Raw genomic sequence first — 21,416 nt, forward strand, 5'->3', positions numbered from 1 at the left:
GCTACAGGTGTAAAGACAGTAATGTCATAGCCGAGTAGTACTAATTACCCGTAGATTTATAGCCTAATATGGCGCACGAAAGTGCAGCAAGGTTAGCTCTTTGTGAAAGTTTTTATCGAATTAAAACACGAGTGTATTATGCTAATCATAATCACACGTTATATACCTTATTTAGGGTGGTTTTAGCGGTGGGGCTCACCTGTTCCCATTCCGAACACAGAAGTTAAGCCCACCAGCGCCGATGGTACTGCTAACGCGGGAGAGTAGGCCGCCGCCAGTTTTTATTTTATTTTTAAAAAATCCTTTATCGCAAGATAGAGGATTTTTTTTGCTTTATACCCAACTCAGGTAATAGGTGATAGGTAATAGCACTGTCAACCCTCAACTCCTAACTATAAGCCCTTAGCTCTCAACTCTTAACTCATTATTCATCATTCCAATTATCAATAAATAGATTTCTATTTTTTTAGATAACTCTAATTTTCTTTTCTTTTTTTAATTTCTGAATTTTCTATAGTTCTCAAACGTTTTTCGCATTTATAAATCTTCAATTTTCCCATATATATACCCGGAAATCATTAACTTTTATTTAGATAACTCCCATTAAATCAATGTTATTTTCATGTATATTATTTAATTTTTAATGGTATACTATTAAATACTGTTAAAATATTATATTTGTTCAAATCATTATGTATTATATGAATAGAACAATATTTAAGATAGGACTTCTCCCGTCTGTATTTTTTTGCTTTAATGGGTTGTATGCACAGAATACTGACTCAACTAAAGCTTCGAAAATTGATGAGATCGTTGTAACAGCTTATGGTGTTAAAAAGGAGAAGAAAGCTTTGGGATATTCTTTTCAGGATGTGAAAGGACAGACCCTTGTTGATGCTAAAGAAACAAATGTTACCAATGCTTTGGTAGGAAAGGTTTCTGGACTACAAGTCATAAAAGCCGGTTTTGGACCTGCATCTTCTTCAAGAATAAACCTCAGGGGATTTAATTCATTTAAAGGCGATAATCAACCTCTTATTGTGGTGGACGGGGTTCCTTTAAGTAACAGTCTGGGATCCAAACCCCGGAAAAACGACGGAAACTATAATAATGATTTCTGGAATCCGGATCTGGATATGGGAAATGGACTAAGCGATATTAATGCTGATGACATAGAAAGTATTTCTGTTCTTAAAGGAGGGGCAGCTTCTGCATTGTACGGTTCAAGAGGAGGTAACGGTGTTATCTTGATAACGACAAAAACGGGTAAGAAAAAAGGAGGACTAGGAATTACCTATTCTACAAGCTTAGGTTTTGAAACTCTTTTTATGAAACCTGATATGCAGAAAAGTTTTGGTCTGGGACTTACCGGTATACCAAATCCTGCTAATAGTGATAATACATCTTCTTGGGGGCCAAGTTTTGAAACATCTGGAGCGAAAAGATATGATAATTTAAAGAATTTTTTCAAAACCGGGATCAATTCACAGCATACTTTAAGCTTTCAGGAAAATCTGGGCGAAGGGACCAGCTTATATACCTCAGCTAATTATTTAAATGATAACAGCCAGATTCCTAATTCAAAATATGAGAGGTTTAATTTTATGGCTAAAATGAATTCAACTTTTGGAGCCAATAAAAGATGGACTTCTGAGATGAAGGCGCAATATATCAGTACAAAAGCTAAAAATAGACCTTCTGGAGGTCAAGGAGATGGTAATTATTATCCTACTATACTTCTTATGCCTCAGGATATTGATATAAGGAGCTATCGTGAAGGGCAAACTCAAAATGAAGTGACATCTCGCTGGATTACCCCTAATGGAATTAATCCATATTGGACGGCTTATAATGCTCTTAATGCTGACAAGAAAGACCGCTTTTTATTAAATGGTTATCTTAAATACCAGTTCAATGACTGGTTGAGTGCAGATGTTAGACTAGGTACGGATTTTTATTCTTTGAATTCTGATGCAAGGGTGTGGACAGGATCTTCACGTAAAAATTCTTATGCAACAAATGAAGAGAAGTTTTATGAAAACAATTATATAGCAAGTCTTACTGCTAAGAAAGATAATTTATTTGGAAAATGGGGTGGATCAGTGTCCGTATATGGGCAAATGATGGAAAGCAGAACAAAGGCAATGTACTTTGCGACTCAAAATCTTATTCTTCCCAATGTATTTAGCGTAAGTAATACAAGTGATCTTGCTGCTATAGCTAATAATGAGGTTGATTTTTGGAAAAAGATTAACTCCGTATTTGCAGCAGCGGAAATCAATTATGATGGATACTGGTTCATTAATGCGACAGCAAGAAATGATTGGTCTTCCACTTTAAATCTTGAAAACAGATCTTATTTTTATCCTTCTATAAGTACTTCTTTAGTGTTAACAGAAATGTTGAACAAAATGAATGGTACAACTTCAAAAGTATTGACATTTGCTAAATTACGTGCAGCGTATGCCGTAACAGGTAACTCTCTTAATCCTTATGAATTATATAATGATTATGTACCTTCCACAGATCCCACAGGACATATCATATTGAGTAGAAAAAAGATTCTTTATAATGCCAATCTGCAAGCTGAGAAATTGAAAACTTTTGAAGTTGGTTTAGACCTTAAATTCTTTAATAGAGTATCATTAGATGTAAGTTATTTTAATAATAACGCTACAAAACAATTGATTGATTTACCAATGAACCCTCTTTCAGGCTATGAAAAAATGAAGATAAGCTCAGGAGGTCTTCATAACAGAGGGATCGAGGTGGTTGCCAATTCAGACATCTTTAAAAATGAAAATTTTGTATGGAACATAAATGCTAATTTTTCTAAGCTGAAAAGTGTGATTGATGAGATTAATGATCAGGTATCCATATACCCTTTAGGCGGTTTTGATAATGCTGGATTCTTTGCACAAGTTGGAAAACCGTATGGTGCCATTTACGGGACGAAATTTTTAAGAGTGGAGGACACTAATAGTCCTTACTTTGGAAAGCTCATTGTAGGTGAAAATGGATTGCCTCAAGCAGCACCGGATCCGGCTTATCTGGGAGATCAAAATCCTAGAGCTTTGTTTGGGTTTACCAATAGTTTTGTATATAAAAATATTGGACTTTCTTTTCTGATTGATGGGCGAATTGGAGGGAAATTTTTCTCTTCAACTCAGGTGGCACTTCAAAGAGCAGGGCTTGCCGCTGATACTGCTCCGGGTGGAAGACGTGACAATTTCGTAGTTGATGCCGTAGTAGCACAAGCTGGTGGTGGGTATACAAATAATACAAAGGAAGTGACACAACAGGATTATTGGGCTGCTGTTACAACCGGTAATCTTGGAATCACAGAGCAAAATATTTATGATGCCACCAATATCAGGTTAAGAAATATTCAGGTCTCTTATAGTTTCCCGAAAAGTATTTTTCAGAAATTAGCTTTACAAAGCGCTAAAGTCTCGTTCACAGCGAATAATGTATGGATGATATACAGCAAAGCAAAAGGAATAGATCCGGAATCTGTATTTGCCATCAATTCAAATGCTGTAGGATTTGAAAATATGGCATTTCCTACTACGCGATCTTACCTGTTCACTATTACATTAGGCTTTTAACTTTCAAAATTAACATCATGAAAAAATATATTTTATCTTTAATAACATTGACTGCATGTTGTACTGCATGTAATGATTTTGAAGACATTAATAAAGATCCATATTCTGTTGATATCAGTAAATCTGAACCGGAATATTTTCTAAATAACTCCATTTTAGGAGCGCAGCAGGATCCCAATATTGCAGAACGTGTTTTTGTTCTTTATTGGAAAACTGCAGCGAGACAACATCTGACTACAGGAATCGCCGGAGGATCATATGATGATTCCTGGACTTCTGAATATTGGAAATATATTTCCGAATGGCAGAACAATGTGAATGCGGCCATTCAGATTGCCAATGAAAAAAAGGCTAATGGACAGAATAAACCCTATTATGACAATATCATTCAAATGTCGAGAATTTGGAGAGCTTACTTAATGAGTGAATTTTCTGATAATTTTGGACCACAGCCTATCCAGGCATTTCAGGGAGTAAATCCAACTTTTAATTCTGAAAAGGATGTTTACTATTTTATTTTGGATGAACTGAAAGATGCTGTAGCTAAAATGGATACCAATCAAGGTGTTCCAAATAACCCCAATGCCTATGATATGGTATATGGTTTTAATTGGAGTAAATGGGTAAAATATGCCAATTCTATGAGAATGAGAATTGCCATGAGAATTGCCGAAGTAGATCCTGCAAAAGCAAAAGCTGAGTTTGAAGCAGCGGCTAATTCAAACATGATTATTGCTACAAGTGCAGATAATTTTACCGTAGCAGAGAAAACAGGATGGGATCCTTTGTCAGGAGTAATGTCCAGAGAATGGAATTCTCAGATCTTATCAGCGACGCTCAATAATATGTATATTGGATTAGGAGGAATTAATTCTACGGATCAGCTGCCTTCAGCCCAGCATACTGCTGTGAAAGCCCCTGATTATGTGGGAATAAAATATGATCAACAGTTTACAACAATGACAAATGATCCTAGTGCCGGATATTGGCTGGATGGGCTCCCTAATAAAATTGACCCAAGAGCTTATAAAACATTCTATATTCCGGGCGATTTGACAAGCCCTGTTTATTCTCTTTATCCAACCTACACTAACCAGGCTACCACCAATTATGGTGATCTTACTTTTGCAGATAATTCTAAAATCACAATCAATACTGTGAATACCTGGAATGCTTATACCATTGGAAACTGGGGGGTAAAAGGACAGCGAAATGCATTAAGAAATGTCGTGGGATGTATGCCTGCATTAGGTAAGCAATACAGAGAAAGTAAAAACTCCAGGATATTTTTTGCAAGCTGGGAAACGTATTTCCTTATGGCAGAAGCAGCCTTAAAAGGATGGTCTGTTCCAATGAGTGATGAAGCTGCTTATAATAAAGGAATACAGGACAGCTTTACTTATAATGGAGTATCACAATTTTATGGACAGTATATTGCTTCCACAGATTATAACCGTGACGGAACTTCTGTTTCTTATACTCATATAACAGAACCCGGAGCGAGTCATAGCATGAAATATAAAGATCCTGCAACGGGTAATCTGGTTTCAGTTGATATTAAATATCCTGTCAATACTATTTACAAAAACGGATCAGTTAAAAATGATAAGCTAACGAAGATCATCACACAAAAATATTTAGCCAATACACCTTGGCTTCCGCTAGAAGCCTGGAATGATCAGAGAAGATTAGGATTGCCATTCTTTGAAAATCCGGCCGTGGAAACTCCATTGGTGAATTTGCCTAATTTAAATTCAGGAAACTATATGACTAACTCTATTCAGAATTTCCCACAAAGATTAAGATATCCTAGTACATTCAGAAATACTGACCAAACCGGCTATGATAAAGCAGTGCAGTTGCTTGGAGGAGCTGATGCTGTTTTAACACCTCTCTGGTGGGCAAAGCATTAATAAAAAATTATATACAAAAAAGTCCTTTATCATTTGATGAAGGACTTTTTTTATATGGATCTCATAATTAACGATCAGAATTATAGGACTCACTTTCTACAGATGTTATTAAAAGACTGGTTTAAAAAAATTAATTTGGGCCTATGGTAAAAACTACTTGTGCACTATATGCTTTAGCAGGAATGACTACAGAAACACCGCTTATCTGAAACTGTACATTAATTGCTGAGAAATTGACACTGTTACCAAGTCCTAAAACTCCGGTAAAGTTTATTGTAAAAAATGATGTATCCGTTGTTGGGGGGATTTCCAGATAAGTAGTTCCTCCGTTGATCGTTGCAGTACAAAGAATACAAAGTCCATTAATAACAGTACTTCCTCCGCTTCTTCTTGTGTAAAGATGCAGCGCACTGTTCCAGAAAACAGGATTATAATGCATACTGACCTTGGCAGCTCCACTTGAAAGAAGATTTAAAAAAGATCCCGGTAGAAATCCGGATAATGTTGTGATGTTAGTGGCACTCTCATAAGTTCCGGCATAATTATTTCCTGCTTCAGTAATAGAAGGTACGCTTACGGTCCAGCCACTTCCACTGGCATTTATGGTTTGCGCACTCAGGTAACTGCTCATTGTGAAAGCAATAAGGTATAGATATTTTTGTAAGCGTATTTCTCTGAGAAAGCGACTCTTGATTTTCATTTTTCAATTTTTATTCAGTGATGGTATAAACAATGGTAACCGCCGTATTGGCCTGTGGCAGTAAAAGAGCATAATTACCCGTAACTAATGAAATGGTAAGCCTATGACCGTTGTTTGCCCCATTTCCCGTGTAAGCACCTCCAATACCACTAATAATGGTAACAGGTGTGACCGTAAGAGTAACCTGGCCTGAAGAAGTTCCCAATGTTCCTCCTCCTGCTCCGGAAGCAGCAGCAGCCTGTAGTCTTATATTGACACCATCAATCACTTTACTTACAGATGCTGTAATTTTTCTGGTAAGTCCTCCGGGAGCAATAGCAGAAGTATAATTGATCCATTTTGATGTATTGGGAGTCGGATTGCCCAGAGCATTTCCAGCCTCGGTAGGGGCTGTGAAATTCAACGTAAAATTTCCTGTAGGTTCAACATCCATTAACGTTACTACAGGTAAAGTTAGGGTAACAGTACTGGTAGCGGTCTGGGAATATACTGAACCGGATAGAATAAAGAATGTTATTAATGCTATGGAACGGATCATCATCATTTCTTCTTTTTTATTTCATTATAGCCTACTTTTAAGGACTCCTGCTGATACTTGATTTCTATCTGCTGTTTGACAACGTGAATGCTTAGCTTTTTTGTTTCAGAAGGTTTTAAAGTAAACTGGAATTTATTGGTTGAAATTTTATAACGCTTATCAAGACCGTTTCGATACACTTTCACTGTCCAGTCACCCGGGCGGAGATAAGTAAAGTCAAAATCCTCACCTATAAAACAGATTTTACGGTAGGTCTGATCATTGCTGATCGCTTCTATAATGATACTTTCCTTTTTCTTCCTATCTTTTTTAGCTAGCCATTCAGAAATACCTGTCTGGTCTTTGTCCGCTGTTTCTACAAACTGAATATGCCCCTGTACACTGGCTGCTGTAGTTAATCCGAAATTAAAGATATTTTCTTTATTAATAAGCGAAAGTGCTGCTGGAAATGCCAACGTAGGGATATCATTAATTTCTGTGGTGGAACGGTCTATTTCCAGGAAATAATTACCGGGAATCACATTTTTAAATAAGTAGTTTCCCTCTTTATCCGTAATTGATAAATAGCTTCCAAGCATTAATCTTATCCCCTCTGTCTTTTTTATCCCCAGATTACTGATATTTCCGGATAAAGTAATGTATTCGGCGGTTTTTTGCACTGGAATATTAGGACGCCAGGTATAACGCATTGAAAATATAAAATCTTTATTTCCTATTTCTCCTCTTTGCAGTGAATATCTTCCCGAAAGGTCAACCTCATGGCCGGAAAATAACTGCTGATGGAACAGAAGCTCAAATAAATTTCTGTCTTTGAAATATTCTTCAGGCATATAATTGTTCTGGTAAAAAAGACTTAGGTTGGTTTTATCAGAAAACTGACTGAAGATTCTGGCTCCGTAATAAAAGATCTTTTGATTTTGTAGCTGATACCTTGAAGTGATCGCATAGCTTCCAAATAGATTAAAAGATGTTTTGAATTTTTGAAATGAGAAATTGGCGGAGTAAAAACTGGAATCCCCATTCAACCCTGTCAGATAATTATCCGTTTTACCAAACTGCCCTTCAAGATTCATCTGAAATATGCCAATCTGCTGATTGATACTTACCTTGAAGTATCGCTCATAATAGTCAAACTGTCTGGGTTCCAAACGATCCTGATAGGTTTGATATCCGTTATTAAGCACAATGAAACCAGTAGGAAGATATTTATATTGCACTCCATATTGGAAGTATTTTCTGTAAGGTGCAGCCAGTAGCAAGGTATCTCGCTGAAAATTTTTGGCATCCTGCATATAATTAACGAAAACACTTAACTTTTTGGAAATATTATAATAAATGTTGCCGTTAAAGGTATCGGTATTTGTAAAATACCCTGCAAAGTCCGGGCTTGCTTTGATATACATTACATTTCCGTTGAACCTTTCAAAAATAGCTTCAGCCTGTAGCATATAAGCTGTTCCGTCTGTTTTTTTGGTGGTACTGTAGGCAAACTCTCCGGAAAGGTTAATGTTTCTTGAAATTTTAAATTTTCCCTTAGCATAAGGAAGATGAGCGTCAGAGTCTAATTTTACATTACTGTAATTGATTTCCCCTTCTCTTGGAGTTTTATAAAGATATCCTACATACAGTTCTGATTCTTTTCGGATCCTGAAGGCTGAATAGATATTAAACTCATCTTTAATATCTCTGAAAAACCGGGGATGATTATAGAAACCACCCAGACTTACTTTATTCAAGTCATATCGGATTTCCGCTCCGCGGCCATATCTTGCAAACTCCGTTAAATAGGATGAAGCATAAGTTTTATCACCAAGGTGAACAAAAAAGTTATCCCGTTTATAGTTTACAAAATATTCTTCATATTGGGTGAAGGTATTAAATTCTATAGGATTGTGTGTGACGGCACGAAACTCAATCTGGTTTTTATTTTCTTTATCCAGGGTTCCCTTACCATAAATCTCTCCCTGGAAACCGTCATTGTAAACACCCATATTCTGCATTCCGATAAAGGATAGGGAGGCAGACACGGGAAGTCTGTGGTAAATGTCATTTTCTGTGGGCTTTACAGCGATAACCTGAGTACTTACGTAGATACTTTGATTTTCCTTAGGATTCCCTTTTGGATAGACTGACAGATTCAGGTTTTGAAACTCATTTTGCCGGAGTTCCGGATTAGTTACTTTGTGGATACTAATGATCTTCGACTCATTGGGGTTTAAGACCAGTAATGCATCATGATCAAGAATGGCATTTTTGCTTTCCAGAATGATATCTTCAGTTACATTTCCATTATTTTTTAAAAGGAAAGAAGAACGGATGGTTTCCCCGGCCCTTATAAATTCGGGAGAATCTAATCCGGTCACAGATAGCTTTCTATTGCCGGAAACTACAATTTTTGAGGATTTTACAAAGGATATTCCGGTATGACGGTCTGTAATATATAATGTTACTGAATAGAAACCTTGGGCGGTTTCTGCTGCAATGCGTAAAGGAACAAGATATACTGAAGTTTCATGAGGAGCAATCTGGAATTCTCCCTTTTCTAAAATTGGGGTAATAAGTGGATTTGAAACAGTAGTTGAAATGTCATAGATTTTGCTCTCATCCGAGTTATTTTCTAATGTAAAGGGAATAGACGTAGACATTCCCGGCATTAGGCTATCTTTTTTACTGATCAATCGTTCTGACTGCTTCTGAGAAAAAATAAATACCGGGAAAAAGAGTAGGGTAATAAATAATGTCCAAGTTCTAATCATTTTTTACTTCTAAATCCACATTGAGTGCAAAAGCATTCTCTTCCTCGTCTGTGGCCATTATCATAGCACGGTATTTATCCGGTGGTATTTTACTGATATCGATGTAAAATGTTTTAGAGGTAGAAGGGAGTAGCCCCATTGTTAAACTTGCATAGGTTCCCAATTTTTCTCCTGTTTTACGGTTGTAGATTTCAATAGAGGCTGTTGGTTTACAGTAAAGGTTTCCTTTATTGGCTATGGCAATTTTTGCGGTTTGCTTTCCATCTTCTTTTTCTACTTTCACACTTTCAAACTTAAGGTCCGGTTTGGCCTTTTCTGTTTCATAGTCTGTGATGACCTGAATAGCATACCGTATTACAGAGGTGATATTCACTCCGGGTTTATTATCACTGGGCTTTATATCATCCACAGGTTCTACGATCACTACACTCCAGTAACTACCCGGATCTACCACCTGATCAGGAACGGTGATTTCATAAAATACCTCTGTTTTTTCTTTCCCTTTCAGCGTGATTAGATTTGTATTCAGTTTAATCCAGTCACCATTAGTCCTTTTATTGGTATGTAATGCTGTATAATGGGTGGTCCCATCGGCATTGTAGGCGAAGTCCTGCAAAAATAATTTTACACTTTGAGCCGTATTTCCAGTATTTTCGATACCTATTTTCCCTTTGTAAACTTTTCCGTTTTCTATTTTATAAGAATGCGTAAGCCCGTTGAGAATCACAATGCCGGCATGTAAAAAGCTAAACTGCAAAATCAGGGTGATAAAAAGAAGAATACGCTTTATCATTATATAAAGTTTGGATTAAATCATTAAATAATACAAAACCAGGAAGAAACTGACAGGCAATTTCTTCTTGTTTTTGAAATACAGAATTGAATTTTATTTAAATTCTAGTTGTCTGATATGGTGTAAGTAACGGTAGCTAGTGTACTGGCTGTTGCCTGTAAATCTGCATAAGCTGCGACTCCCCCAGGCCCGCTTCCTGCAGCAAGAGCATAGGTAAGATTATGTCCGTTATTGGCACCATTACCTGTGTAGGCACTTCCAATACCTGAAATAATAGTTTGGTCAGCTGCACTTAATGTTAATAATCCTGCAGATAGTCCTAATGTTCCTGCCCCGGCTCCGGTAGCTGCAGCTGCAGTTACGTGAATATCTACGCCAGGAATGATGGCATTAAGGCTTACAGTTACGTTACGTGTAGGATCAGCAACAGATTTGATAGAAGAATAATTGAGCCAAAGCGTAGTGTTGGCAGTACTTGGAATAATAGGATCTCCGGCTTCAGTAGGAGCTGTGAATCCCAGTGTAAGGTTTTTAGTAGCAGAAGGTTCAATGTCAACCAGTGCAACTTCAGGAATTGAAATGGTGATCGTATGACTATCAGTATTGGTATCTTGTGCACTGATAGTAGTAGATACAGCAACTGCTAATAAAGACATTGCCATTGTTAATTTTAATTTTTTCATGATGTAAATAATTAGTTGAGTGAAATTAATAAAATTCAACATACTATGAAAAAAATACACATGTTTTTTTATATTATTACATACCACATCTTAATATTTGAATATGATTGAGGAATAATAAAGAATTTGTGAGGCGTAATATGAAAAAAATCCTGTACGTTTTGTACAGGATTTTTGTGAAATTATTGAGAATATTTTAAGCCCAATGGGGATCTGAGACCGAAATTTTTCCGGTTTCTGTTCTTCCTGCAAAATGCCAGCTATAATCTTCCATGGTTACTTTTAGATCATACCAGCCTTTGTTTTTACTGAGATCAATCAGTATTTTTTCTTCAGGTTGATGCAGGGATATAGTTTTCTTGTTTTTCTCATACAGGTCTTCTAAATGTATCGAAATATTTCTTTTTTGATTATTTCTGAAAATCAGCTCTACCTGGTTCTTGGGAGTATGATTGATGAGCATAACCTCTATTTCCGGGTTGGAATTTCCTTTAAATTTTCTGAAAAATCCATTAGGACCGAAAACTTCATAATCATAAATAGCAGCACGTACAGGGTGCGATAACTCCTGTTTGGCATATAAAGCATATGAAAAATGATAATCTGTACTGTTGAATTGGGTTCTGTCATACAACAGCAAAGGAACACCATTGTCTTTTAAATTGGACATTCTGATCTTTCCTCCTTCCAGATTAACATGGAAATGATAAGGAAGCGGATTGGATGGTTTCAAACCTCTTTCCTGAATCTCAAGTAAATTACCGTTAAGTTCATTTTCAGAATACCATTTCAAATCAGGAACTGGTTTGTTTTTGGCTGCATTAATGGTTTTTGCAAAATCTTTTTGATTCAGATAGTCCATTTGAGGAGCTTTTACATTCGGAGAGTTAAAAGCAGAAGTAAGATCTCCACAAACAGCTCTTCTCCAGTCACTGATATTGTCCACATGAACATCTTTCTTGAATTTTTTCTTGATAAAATTTTCAAGAAACTGCAGTACAGAAGTATGATCCGACACTTCTGAATTCACAAAACCTCCCTTTGTCCATGGCGAAGCAATGATCATAGGAACTCTATATCCCAGACCTACGGTACCTTCAATTCTTTCATGATCCTGTAATGAGAGCTTAGACATATATTCCTGAGATTTGTCCACATATTCCACTCCTTCTTTTCCATTCATATCAACCGGTTGACTTGGATTTACGGGTGGAGCAAAAGGAAGGACGTGGTCGAAATATCCATCGTTTTCATCGTAATTAATGATGAATATGGTCTTTTTCCAGGTTTCAGGATCTTTGGTCAGAATATTTAAAACCTCAGAAATATACCATGCCCCATACCATGGAGATCCCGGATGATCGGAAAAATGTTCAGGCGCTACCAGCCATGAGACCAAGGGAAGTTTTTTCTCCTCTACATCCTTTCGGAACTGGAACAGGACATCACTTTTTGGAACGACTAATCTTTCTCCGTTTTCGTCTTTTCCAATTTCCAGATTCCAGAAATCAGGATCATTAGAATTGTTGGTAAACGCTTTTTCGTGAAGATTTTTTTCCTTTTGGGAAAGTTTTGAATAATTATCAGGATGATATTTTACCTGATCTTCCTGCAATTCAGTAATGATAGCTTCAAGTCTTATTTTCTGATCGGGATTTTTTTCAATCTCTTTTTTCAGATAGCTGATGATATTGGGAATATTTTGAAAATACCCCTTTGAGAATTTAACATTAAAATTTGAAAACCATTCAATAGGATTATCTGTGAAGTTACTTAGCCATGCTTCCTGCTCCCCGGACATTCCTTTTGGCAGGCTTATTTCATTCTGATAAATCCGCCATGAAACATTCTGTTCTTCTAAAATTTCGGGAAAACTTTTCCATTTGGCTTGCCTGGCCTTATCGTAATCAATATTGTCATTATAAACATTGGCTTTTACCTTACCATTTTGCTGTTCCCTAAGAGATCCCGACCAATGGAAGAGACGGTTGGGAGTAGTTCCGGTAAGTGAAGAACAGAAATACTGGTCGAATATAGTAAATGCATCGGCTAGCTGATAATAGAACGGGAGATCTTCACGGTTGTAATATCCTAAAGTAAGCGGGATGTTTTTATAATCTTTATTTCCTGAGGCTTTGAACTGAAGCCATTGGTCATATTTTCTTTTGTTTAAGGCTTTTTGTTGATCAGACCATGAATGGGGTAGGGAGCTCATCCATGTGGATTTTGTATTTTTAAGATCCAGCCTGGCAGGAGCGGCATATTTTCCGTTGTTATCCTTTTGAAAAAAAACAGACTGTCCGTCCTGTTTTACAAAAGCCCTTTGATCTAAAAATCCCCTTACTCCTTTAAGAGCACCAAAAGCATGATCAAAAGAACGGTTTTCCTGCATCAGGATGACAACATGTTCTGCATCATAAAAAGTAGACAGTGCCGCCGGTTCAATGGCTAAAGCTTTTAAGATAGAAGGATGAAGAACGCTTGAAGTTCCCAATCCGGCCAATAAAAGGCTCGATTTTTCTAAAAATTCTCTTCTGTTCATGTTCAATCGTAATAAGAAAGAAACCGCAAGTTAATAGGATTTTCCTGCGATTTCTTGTTGAATATAAAAATAATTAAAATCTTACTGAAGCCACCAAGGTTTGGAGTTAATATTATCATTTCCTCCATATTGTGCCGAAAGGGCAGACTTTAGATTAGAGCTGTTGTAATTGTACTCAGACTGTGGATATCTGAACCTGAATGGAGCAGGAACTCCGGCCTTCAGAGGATAATTTGGATAACCTGTTCTCAGATAATCATAATACGAGGTCCATTGTGCCTGGTGGAACATGGTCATGTATTTTTGAGTGACAATTCTTTCCAGCTGATTTTGTAGAGGAGCGGCATCATCGTAAACTACCAATGGAGTTGCCAAATACTGATTCACATTGAACCCTGCAAAATACTGGTTAGGATTTTTTACATAGGTCTGGTAAAAACTGAAACTTGCTTTAATGGCATTGTCATAATGTGTTTTTGCCGATCCGGAAATCCAGCCTCTTGCTGTAGCTTCGGCCAGAATAAACTCCTGTTCAGAGTAGCTTAAAACTGATGATGGCTCATTGGTAGGATCCTTATAAAAACGGTCATTTACCTTAGAAATATTTTTTGCTGTGATTAATGCTGCATTATCAGAATAAGAAGAGGTAGGATCTCCTCCGTTATATCCTGTGAAATCAGTAATTGCTTTTCCTGCTTCTTTTGCACCGGTAGTCTGGGCTGCGAATGTAAACAAACGTGGGTCCTGTCTGGTCTTGAACATATTGATAAAATAATCAGCCATGTATAAACTAGATCCGTAACCACTGTTGTTAAACATAGTGTACCGGCTGTCCGCAGCATCTGCAAACTTAAGTTCACCATTATCGGCAATGGAGGTCATCAAAGGCTGGCTTCCTGTAATAGAAGCAAACTCTGTGGCGATATTGTAGTTTCCAACCGTGCTTTTTTTAGACATTGTGATGAGTATTTTCAGACGGAAAGCATTGATCAGCTTTTTCCACTTGGCAGCATCTCCGTTATAGACAATATCACCTTCGATCTTATCATTGGAATTGATAAGGTTGCTGGCTTCTTTCAGTTCAGATAAAATTCCGGACATTACAGCTTCCTGGCTGTCATACTTGGGCTGGGTAATTCCAAATTCTCCTTTTATAGCTTCATTGTAAGGAATACTCCCAACTTTTAAACTTAAATTAAAGAAATAATAGGCTCTGTAGAATTTACCGATGGCCACATAATTTTTATTGTTGATTTTTTCAGCTTCCTGCATCATTTTTACCGTGTTCAAAAGCCCTTTTGTATAGACTTCGAAAGAGGTATCATTCCATTTCATATACTGGTAGGTGTTCTCGCCATCCGTTCCGATCATCATTCGGGAAGCATACATATTATCACCGTTTATCTGAAAAGCGTCTTTTGAAACATAGGTCAGAAGTACTTTGGGATCTACACTAGCCTTATCATTTGGATTCTCATTGATCGTATCAAGACTGGATTCACACGATACTAAGGCCAGAGCTCCGGCAATAAGCAGCGATTTTAGAGTGAACCATTTCGCAGTGTTACCATTTTGCAATGCAGTCTTAGTGATACCATTTATATTATTTTTCATTGTATTCTGTACTTTAATTAAAATTTAAGATTAAATCCGATTCCAAACCATCTGCTTGAAGGATCCTGGATATCATTACTGATGTCTCCTTCTCTGCCTGTTTTGATCTGGAAGTCAGGATCGGAATAAAGGTTTTTAGATTTTTTCCACATCGCCAGATTATAAGCCGAAATGTTTGCGGTAAAGCTTTTGATTACTCCGTTCGGATTGAGTAACGATGAAAAATCATACTCCAGAATGACAGATCTTAGTTTGATAAAAGTTCTGTCAAAGACATTGGCAAATACATCACTTTCATCCTGGGTAACTCTTGCCTGATAAGGGTAATTTTGTGCCCAATCCTGGAAACTGATTGCTTTGGTATGAGGGGTGTAAAGTCCTGTAGTTGGATTATAATTCACTCCGTCCGGAACGAAGTAGTAAGTTCCCGGGTTGGCATATTCCTGATCTCTGTAAGCGGTAGAGTTAGGATGTTTTCCTCCCCACCACATTTTTTCTACTACCTGAGATCTCATTATCCCACCAATACTTCCGTCGATTCCAATATTTAAGGATATCTTTTTATATTTAAAGTTGTTATTAAATCCGAAAGTCCAGTCCGGGTTGAAGTGCCCTAAGTTACTCGGTGCATTTGCTCTCGTTGGCATACCTGATTTTGCATCAAGGATAACTTTTCCGTCCGGAGATTTTTGCCAGGTATAATCATAGTAGCTGTCCATTCTTTCGCCAAGCTTGATATTGTTGTAGTTGGGCATATTATCATAAATGGAAGTCAGCTTTTGTTCATAAGTACTCCAGTTGATCAGTGATTTCCAAGTGAAATCCTTGGTTTTTACCGGAACTAATCCTAATGAAATTTCAAGTCCTTTTGTTGTATATTCATTCCCGTTGACATACTGAGAGGTAAAACCTGATGATTGAGCACTTGGAAACTTAAGGATATTATTATAATCCAGAGTTCTGAAATACGTGACATCCAAGCTAACCCTGTTTTTGAACAACCCTGCGCTTACTCCCAATTCATAAGACTTGGTTTGTTCAGGCTTTAAAGAGTTTTCAATATTCAGAATAGTAGGGTAATAAAAGGTAGGATTTCCATTAAAGGTAATTCCTTCGTTATTTGCATAATAGTTTCTGGTAGAATAAGGTTTAAAGTCATACGCTACTTTTGCCCATGATGCGGAAAGCTTTAAGAGATTAATCGCTTCAGGCATTTTGACAAGGTTGGAAATGACAGCACTAACGGAAGCTGACGGATAGAAATAAGATCTGTTTGCCTTAGGCAGCGTAGAAGACCAGTCATTACGACCGGAAATATTGATAAAAAAGGCGTTATACAATCCGATATCAATGGTTGAATAGGCACTGTAAATCAGTTTTTCTTTAAGATAGGAGTAATATTTTATAGCCCCAATAGAGTTGTCAAGCGTATACAGTTCCGGAACTTTCAATCCATCGGTAGATTTATTGTCTATATTATTTTTATAGTAGAATGTAGAACCTCCGGCATTGATGGTAAAATCAAAGTTTTCAGATATCTTTTTCTTATAAGTAGCCAATACATCATAGTTGAGGTTCCATGTTTTAGAATCATTAAGGATATACCCTCCACTTCTTGGAGCATCATAATTGAAATAAGAATAAGGACTTAATTTTTCCTGTTTATTGTGGTTTTCAACAATAGATATCTTACCTTTTACGGAGAAATCTTTTGTAGCCTTATATTCCAGACCGGCCTGAGCATTGATGATATTAGTTCTGTTCTTATTCTTATAATATTCAGCTCCGAACCATGGGTTATTGTACCATGCATAATTCCAGTTTGCCTGTGAAGTACCTTCTTTTCCAGGAACCCACATATGATTTTTCAGTGCATTTCCGTCAACATCACCACCCATCCATATCAGAATGGTATACATATGTCCGCTTGGATTGTAGTCATAATTGGGGGTACTCGGTGTAAAGGTCTGGTTGAAATTAAATTTTGTATTGAAGATCAGCTTTTCCCCTAAGTGATTTTCCGAAGAAAAATTCACACCGTAACGCTGTAGATAAGAGTTGGGAACCCGGTCATCATAATTCATGAAATTCCCCGAAAGTCTGTATATATCCTGATTGTTTTTATAGCTTATAGAGAAGTTATTATTGTTGATAACTGCCGGCTTCAGAAATGTATTTAAATTATCATGGTACTTCCAGTCGATGGGAACTCTTTCATATCTTGATTTATCATTGTACTGGGTTCCTGTCACGGCTCCATACCAAGGGACAATCTGACCTGTTACTTTATCTCTTATAGGGCTGTTCCATTGTGCGATTTGAAGTCCGGGAGTGAATTTTGGACCCCAGATCATATCTCCGTCATTCACACCACCATCTGCTCCATCCCAGAATTCATACTTTCCATGGGATCCGTTTCCGTATTCAGTTTGGGTTTTCGGAAGATTGGTAAAGCCTCCGGTAATCATGGTGTTTTGTGAGAATTCTACAGAAAAGCCTTTCTTTTTAGTACTTTTAGTGGTAATAAGAACAGCTCCATACCTTCCTCTGGAACCATATAATGCAGAAGCGGTAGCTCCCTTCAGAACGTTGATGTTTTCAATATTGTTTGGATCCAGGTTTTGAAAAACTTCTTTTTCTACAATTACCCCGTCAATCACAAAAACCAGATTGGAGTTTCCTCTTAAAGTAAAATCCGGAGCCTGCTGCATTCCGGTAGGATTGGATACATTAAGACCGGCTACCTGACCGGAAAATAAATTTCCTATACTTGGTGTAGTAACCGTTTCAAACTGTTTGGTGCCTACTTCCTGGGTAGAATACCCAATCTTTTCCTTCTTCTTTGCAATCCCCAAAGCTGTGATAACAACACCTTCAAGTTGTTTTTCATTTACTTTTTTCAGGGTCACCGTATACTGTTTTTTTGAAGAAACTTCTATAGTGTATAAAGAAAAGTCCGGAGCATAAAATTCAAGAATGTCTTTGGGATTAGCCGAGATGGTGAAATTACCAAGATCATCGGTTTTTGCCGTTTTACCGGTGTTTTTGTCAGTGATATTGACTCCGGAAACACTTGTTCCGTTTTCAGATTTTACATTTCCTGAAATATTAATTTCCTGAGCTGTAAAGTAAAGAGGAAGCAGAGAAATTGCAAAAGTAGCTAAAGTCTTCTTCATTTTTTTGAAGGCAAATATACCCTGACATTATTACCAGCATTTTAATATTATGTTAAATTAAAAATACGATTTTAATATTTTTTAACAATAATAATTAATAAAATGGTAAAATAAGAAGCAATATTTAGAAGATATTTTTCACTTTATTTTATTTATTAAAGAGTTCCGAAAATGAAGGAAAAAGGAATTTTTAGAATCTGCTCAGGATTCCCCAGTGAATTTTAATATCGTTGAACTTAAACGGATTTCCAAATTCATTACCATTGGAAAGCTGGAAACTCATCAATCCTATGGGGATAAAGAAATTAAAACCAAGCCCGACACTGTAGAGTTTGGGCTTTACATTCAGTGATTTATTGTTGAGCTGTCCGTACTGTCCGAAGAGATCAAAAAATGCCTGATTACCAATTAAGTACCGGTATTCTAAACCTCCATAATAGAAATAATCTGCTGCAAGGGAGTTCTCATTGAAACCCCGCATGGAATTCCAGCCTCCAAAACGGAATAATTCATTGGTGGAAAATTCCATTTTAGAATCCATCATCCGGCCTTCACCTTTTATATTAAGAAAATGATTTCCGGAAATATGGTAATTGTGCTCCCCATAAAAGTAGAACTGGTTTTGGGTCGCTTTGATATTATCTTTTGTATAGGTTGTTGTTAAAAAATCATATCCTGCACTGATCTTTGTTTTATAAAGGAAAAGATCAATGTCAGTAGGCTCTGTCATCTCATACCAGATTCCTATCCCTCTTTTGTTATAATCCTTTCCCTGGGTATATAAAGAGTCGATAATACTTGAAGTTTCTAAAGTTCCACGCAGACCGACTTTATTCCGGTTATTGAGGTGGTAATAAAAGGCAGGAAGGAATTTAACATTGGCAAAAGTAGAATCCTGTCTGTAAATATTCACCTTTGTATTCAGTCCGATATTGGATTTGAAAAGATAAGGAATATCAACCTGGAGATCAAAAGTCTGCCCTCTATCCGGGTTTCTCTGCCAGTATAAGCTAATAGCTTCAAAACCATTGAACATATTTCTGAAGTTCACATTCATGGTTCCGTTTAAGGTAAACTTATTTGTTTTATCATTTCCAAAACCTATTACCCCGTCGAAAGTATTGGTTTTTTTCTTTTCCAGAAACAGGTAAATATTCGTAGAATCTTTAGTGAATAAAGTCTGAGGTTGGCGCTCTAATGTTACAAAAGGATGGCTCTGAAAACTTTTGTTGACAGCTATAAGGTTTTTATCATCATAGGTTTTTCCCTTGAATTCTTTTTCCAGATTTTTAATAAATCTTTTTGGAACTCTTTCATAACCTTTGACTACAAATCCGTCAATCGTTCTTTTATCATTTTTATTGATATCCAGTTCTATAACGGGAAATCCGTTTTTTTTGCCTTTGTATTTTGATTTAATCCTGCTGAAGGAATAACCGTCATCAATATATTTTTTGTTGATGCTTTTTTTGGTGGAATCTAAATTTTTGGTGAAAAAATCTTTCTGAACCTTTAGCTTCTGAACGATAGAATCGGAGAGGTCTACATAAGTTTCGTTATAGTTCTTGCCTTTGTCGAAAAAAATTTCAGTGCTGTCTCCTTTTATTTTTACCTCTTTCAGCTGCGTGAAGAAATAATTGTTCTGGGCCAGTGAATCCAGAAACTTTACAGCAGATGCCGAGTCTTTGACCTTTTTCTTAACCTTTGTTTCCGTGTCAATAAGCCAATAATGTTTTTTCTGCGCTTGGATAAAAACGCAGAACAGTACAAAAAATATTTTCAGAAATAACTTCAATTTTAGCTGGGCTTACATCATTAAGAATTATCTTGAGGTACAGACAGTCACTCTGACTTTAGTAAATTAACAGGATAAGCGAAACTTATCCTCATTCTTAACAACTCAATATACCTTAATCGTTTAAAATATAAATAACTTTTTAATAACTGAAACTAGTCCAGTTTATTATATTTCTTCATTAAATTCTCATAAACTCCCTGGGGAAGAATCCATTTCAACGGAACTCCAATTTTCTGCCCGAATTTACCAAAATAATAATGAGCTTTCCATTTATTTTTTCCTAAAAGCTTTTCTATATATTCTGCAACTTCCACAGGTTCTGTTCCATCATTGACATGAGAGTTCATTAAAGCATATACCTTATCAAATACAGTTGCATAAGGCTCTGAAACCTGAGCCATCACCCTGTTCTCCGCAATATTGGTTTTGATATCACCCAAATGGAGAGAACAAACATCAATATTCCAGGGATAGACTTCATACCTCATCGCTTCAGTTACTTTATCCAATGCCGATTTTGATGCCGAATAAAAACCACGGAAAGGAAGTCCCATTTCACTTCCGATACTGGAAACATTAATGATTTTTCCAAATTGATGCTCACGCATTTTCGGAAGAACAGCGCTCATCATCTGAACAGGGCCTGCCAGATTCAGACTGAATAATTTTAAAATATCCTCTTTGGTAGAATCTTCCACCGCGCCTACCATTCCCATTCCTGCATTATTGATCAGAACATCGATTCTTGTTTCTGATTTTAAAATTTCTGTAATAGCATTCTGAACAGCTGTATTATCGGTAACATCCGTTGGAATAGATGTGAAGTATTGACTTTCCGTATGTTTTCGGCTTAAACCATATACTTTGTTCCCTTTTTTACCAAAATATTCGGCCAATGCAAAACCAATTCCTGACGATGTTCCTGTGATGATAATGGTCATTTAATCTGTATGATTTAATTGTTCTTTTATTCCTTTTTAAACAGTCTGATGAGGTTCATTGTATCAGTATGCTTAAAGAAAGCTCTATTTTCAGCAAATGTAAAAAAAGAAAAGGGAAGTCTGTTATTTATTATATCTGAATATAAGATGATGGGGTATCTGTTGTTTGATATTGTCCCGGAATGATTAAACTTAAACTAAAATTAATCTTAATGCTGTCCATAATATAAATGGAATGATTACTTTATTTGTTTATCTATTTTGTAATCAGTGTGTTGTATTTCGTGTGTGGTATGTGAATATCGGATTAAGCTAAAATTTCTTAATAAAAACATAAGGAAATCTTAATGCTGT

General features: G+C 36.6%; 12 protein-coding genes and 1 rRNA gene. 3 read left to right on the plus strand and 10 right to left on the minus strand.

The window, feature by feature from the left end; translation table 11 throughout:
* The first annotated feature begins 172 nt into the window (after window positions 1-172).
* The 3 genes from rrf to JML65_RS22660 all read left to right on the plus strand — a co-directional run bounded on the left by rrf (window position 173) and on the right by JML65_RS22660 (window position 5,521).
* Window positions 173-280: ribosomal RNA gene (gene rrf, locus JML65_RS22650) — 5S ribosomal RNA — on the plus strand.
* 421 nt (window positions 281-701) lie between these two features.
* The gene (locus tag JML65_RS22655) at window positions 702-3,608 is read left to right on the plus strand and encodes a SusC/RagA family TonB-linked outer membrane protein (protein WP_202272358.1); all 2,907 of its coding nucleotides are present in this window, start codon (window positions 702-704) and stop codon (window positions 3,606-3,608) included.
* A 17-nt stretch (window positions 3,609-3,625) separates the two neighbouring features.
* Window positions 3,626-5,521 (plus strand): SusD/RagB family nutrient-binding outer membrane lipoprotein, encoded by a 1,896-nt coding sequence (locus JML65_RS22660; protein ID WP_202272360.1) that lies wholly within the window; start codon window positions 3,626-3,628, stop codon window positions 5,519-5,521.
* A 130-nt stretch (window positions 5,522-5,651) separates the two neighbouring features.
* On the opposite strand, the gene JML65_RS22665 is transcribed toward JML65_RS22660, so the two are convergent.
* The 10 genes from JML65_RS22665 to JML65_RS22710 form a co-directional block, all read right to left on the minus strand.
* Window positions 5,652-6,221 carry a hypothetical protein gene (locus JML65_RS22665; RefSeq protein WP_202272362.1) on the minus strand — a complete coding sequence of 190 codons (570 nt, stop codon included), beginning with the start codon at window positions 6,219-6,221 and terminating at the stop codon, window positions 5,652-5,654.
* Between the two features lie 10 nt (window positions 6,222-6,231).
* On the minus strand, window positions 6,232-6,765 hold the full coding sequence (locus JML65_RS22670) for a hypothetical protein (RefSeq protein WP_115920954.1): 534 nt from the start codon (window positions 6,763-6,765) through the stop codon (window positions 6,232-6,234).
* Complete coding sequence (locus JML65_RS22675) at window positions 6,762-9,515, minus strand: hypothetical protein (RefSeq protein ID WP_202272364.1); 2,754 nt, start codon at window positions 9,513-9,515, stop codon at window positions 6,762-6,764. Before JML65_RS22675 ends, JML65_RS22670 begins: the two co-directional genes overlap by 4 nt.
* The gene (locus JML65_RS22680; protein WP_047488560.1) at window positions 9,508-10,308 is read right to left on the minus strand and encodes a WxL protein host-binding domain-containing protein; all 801 of its coding nucleotides are present in this window, start codon (window positions 10,306-10,308) and stop codon (window positions 9,508-9,510) included. The genes JML65_RS22675 and JML65_RS22680 overlap by 8 nt, the downstream gene beginning before the upstream one ends.
* A 104-nt stretch (window positions 10,309-10,412) precedes the next feature.
* Window positions 10,413-10,991: a hypothetical protein gene (locus JML65_RS22685; RefSeq protein ID WP_202272366.1), complete on the minus strand. Its 579-nt coding sequence runs from the start codon at window positions 10,989-10,991 to the stop codon at window positions 10,413-10,415.
* 196 nt (window positions 10,992-11,187) lie between these two features.
* On the minus strand, window positions 11,188-13,533 hold the full coding sequence (locus JML65_RS22690; RefSeq protein WP_202272368.1) for a phosphocholine-specific phospholipase C: 2,346 nt from the start codon (window positions 13,531-13,533) through the stop codon (window positions 11,188-11,190).
* A gap of 81 nt (window positions 13,534-13,614) precedes the next feature.
* Window positions 13,615-15,147 (minus strand): SusD/RagB family nutrient-binding outer membrane lipoprotein, encoded by a 1,533-nt coding sequence (locus JML65_RS22695; protein WP_202272370.1) that lies wholly within the window; start codon window positions 15,145-15,147, stop codon window positions 13,615-13,617.
* Between the two features lie 17 nt (window positions 15,148-15,164).
* Window positions 15,165-18,323: a SusC/RagA family TonB-linked outer membrane protein gene (locus JML65_RS22700; protein ID WP_202272372.1), complete on the minus strand. Its 3,159-nt coding sequence runs from the start codon at window positions 18,321-18,323 to the stop codon at window positions 15,165-15,167.
* A 190-nt stretch (window positions 18,324-18,513) separates the two neighbouring features.
* On the minus strand, window positions 18,514-20,118 hold the full coding sequence (locus JML65_RS22705) for an autotransporter assembly complex protein TamA (RefSeq protein WP_052188599.1): 1,605 nt from the start codon (window positions 20,116-20,118) through the stop codon (window positions 18,514-18,516).
* Between the two features lie 155 nt (window positions 20,119-20,273).
* Entirely contained in the window at window positions 20,274-21,062 is a 789-nt protein-coding gene (locus JML65_RS22710) for an SDR family oxidoreductase (RefSeq protein ID WP_202272374.1), read from the minus strand.
* Between the last annotated feature and the right edge of the window lie 354 nt (window positions 21,063-21,416).

Source organism: Chryseobacterium sp. KMC2 (assembly GCF_016756935.1).
GTDB lineage: Bacteria > Bacteroidota > Bacteroidia > Flavobacteriales > Weeksellaceae > Chryseobacterium > Chryseobacterium rhizosphaerae.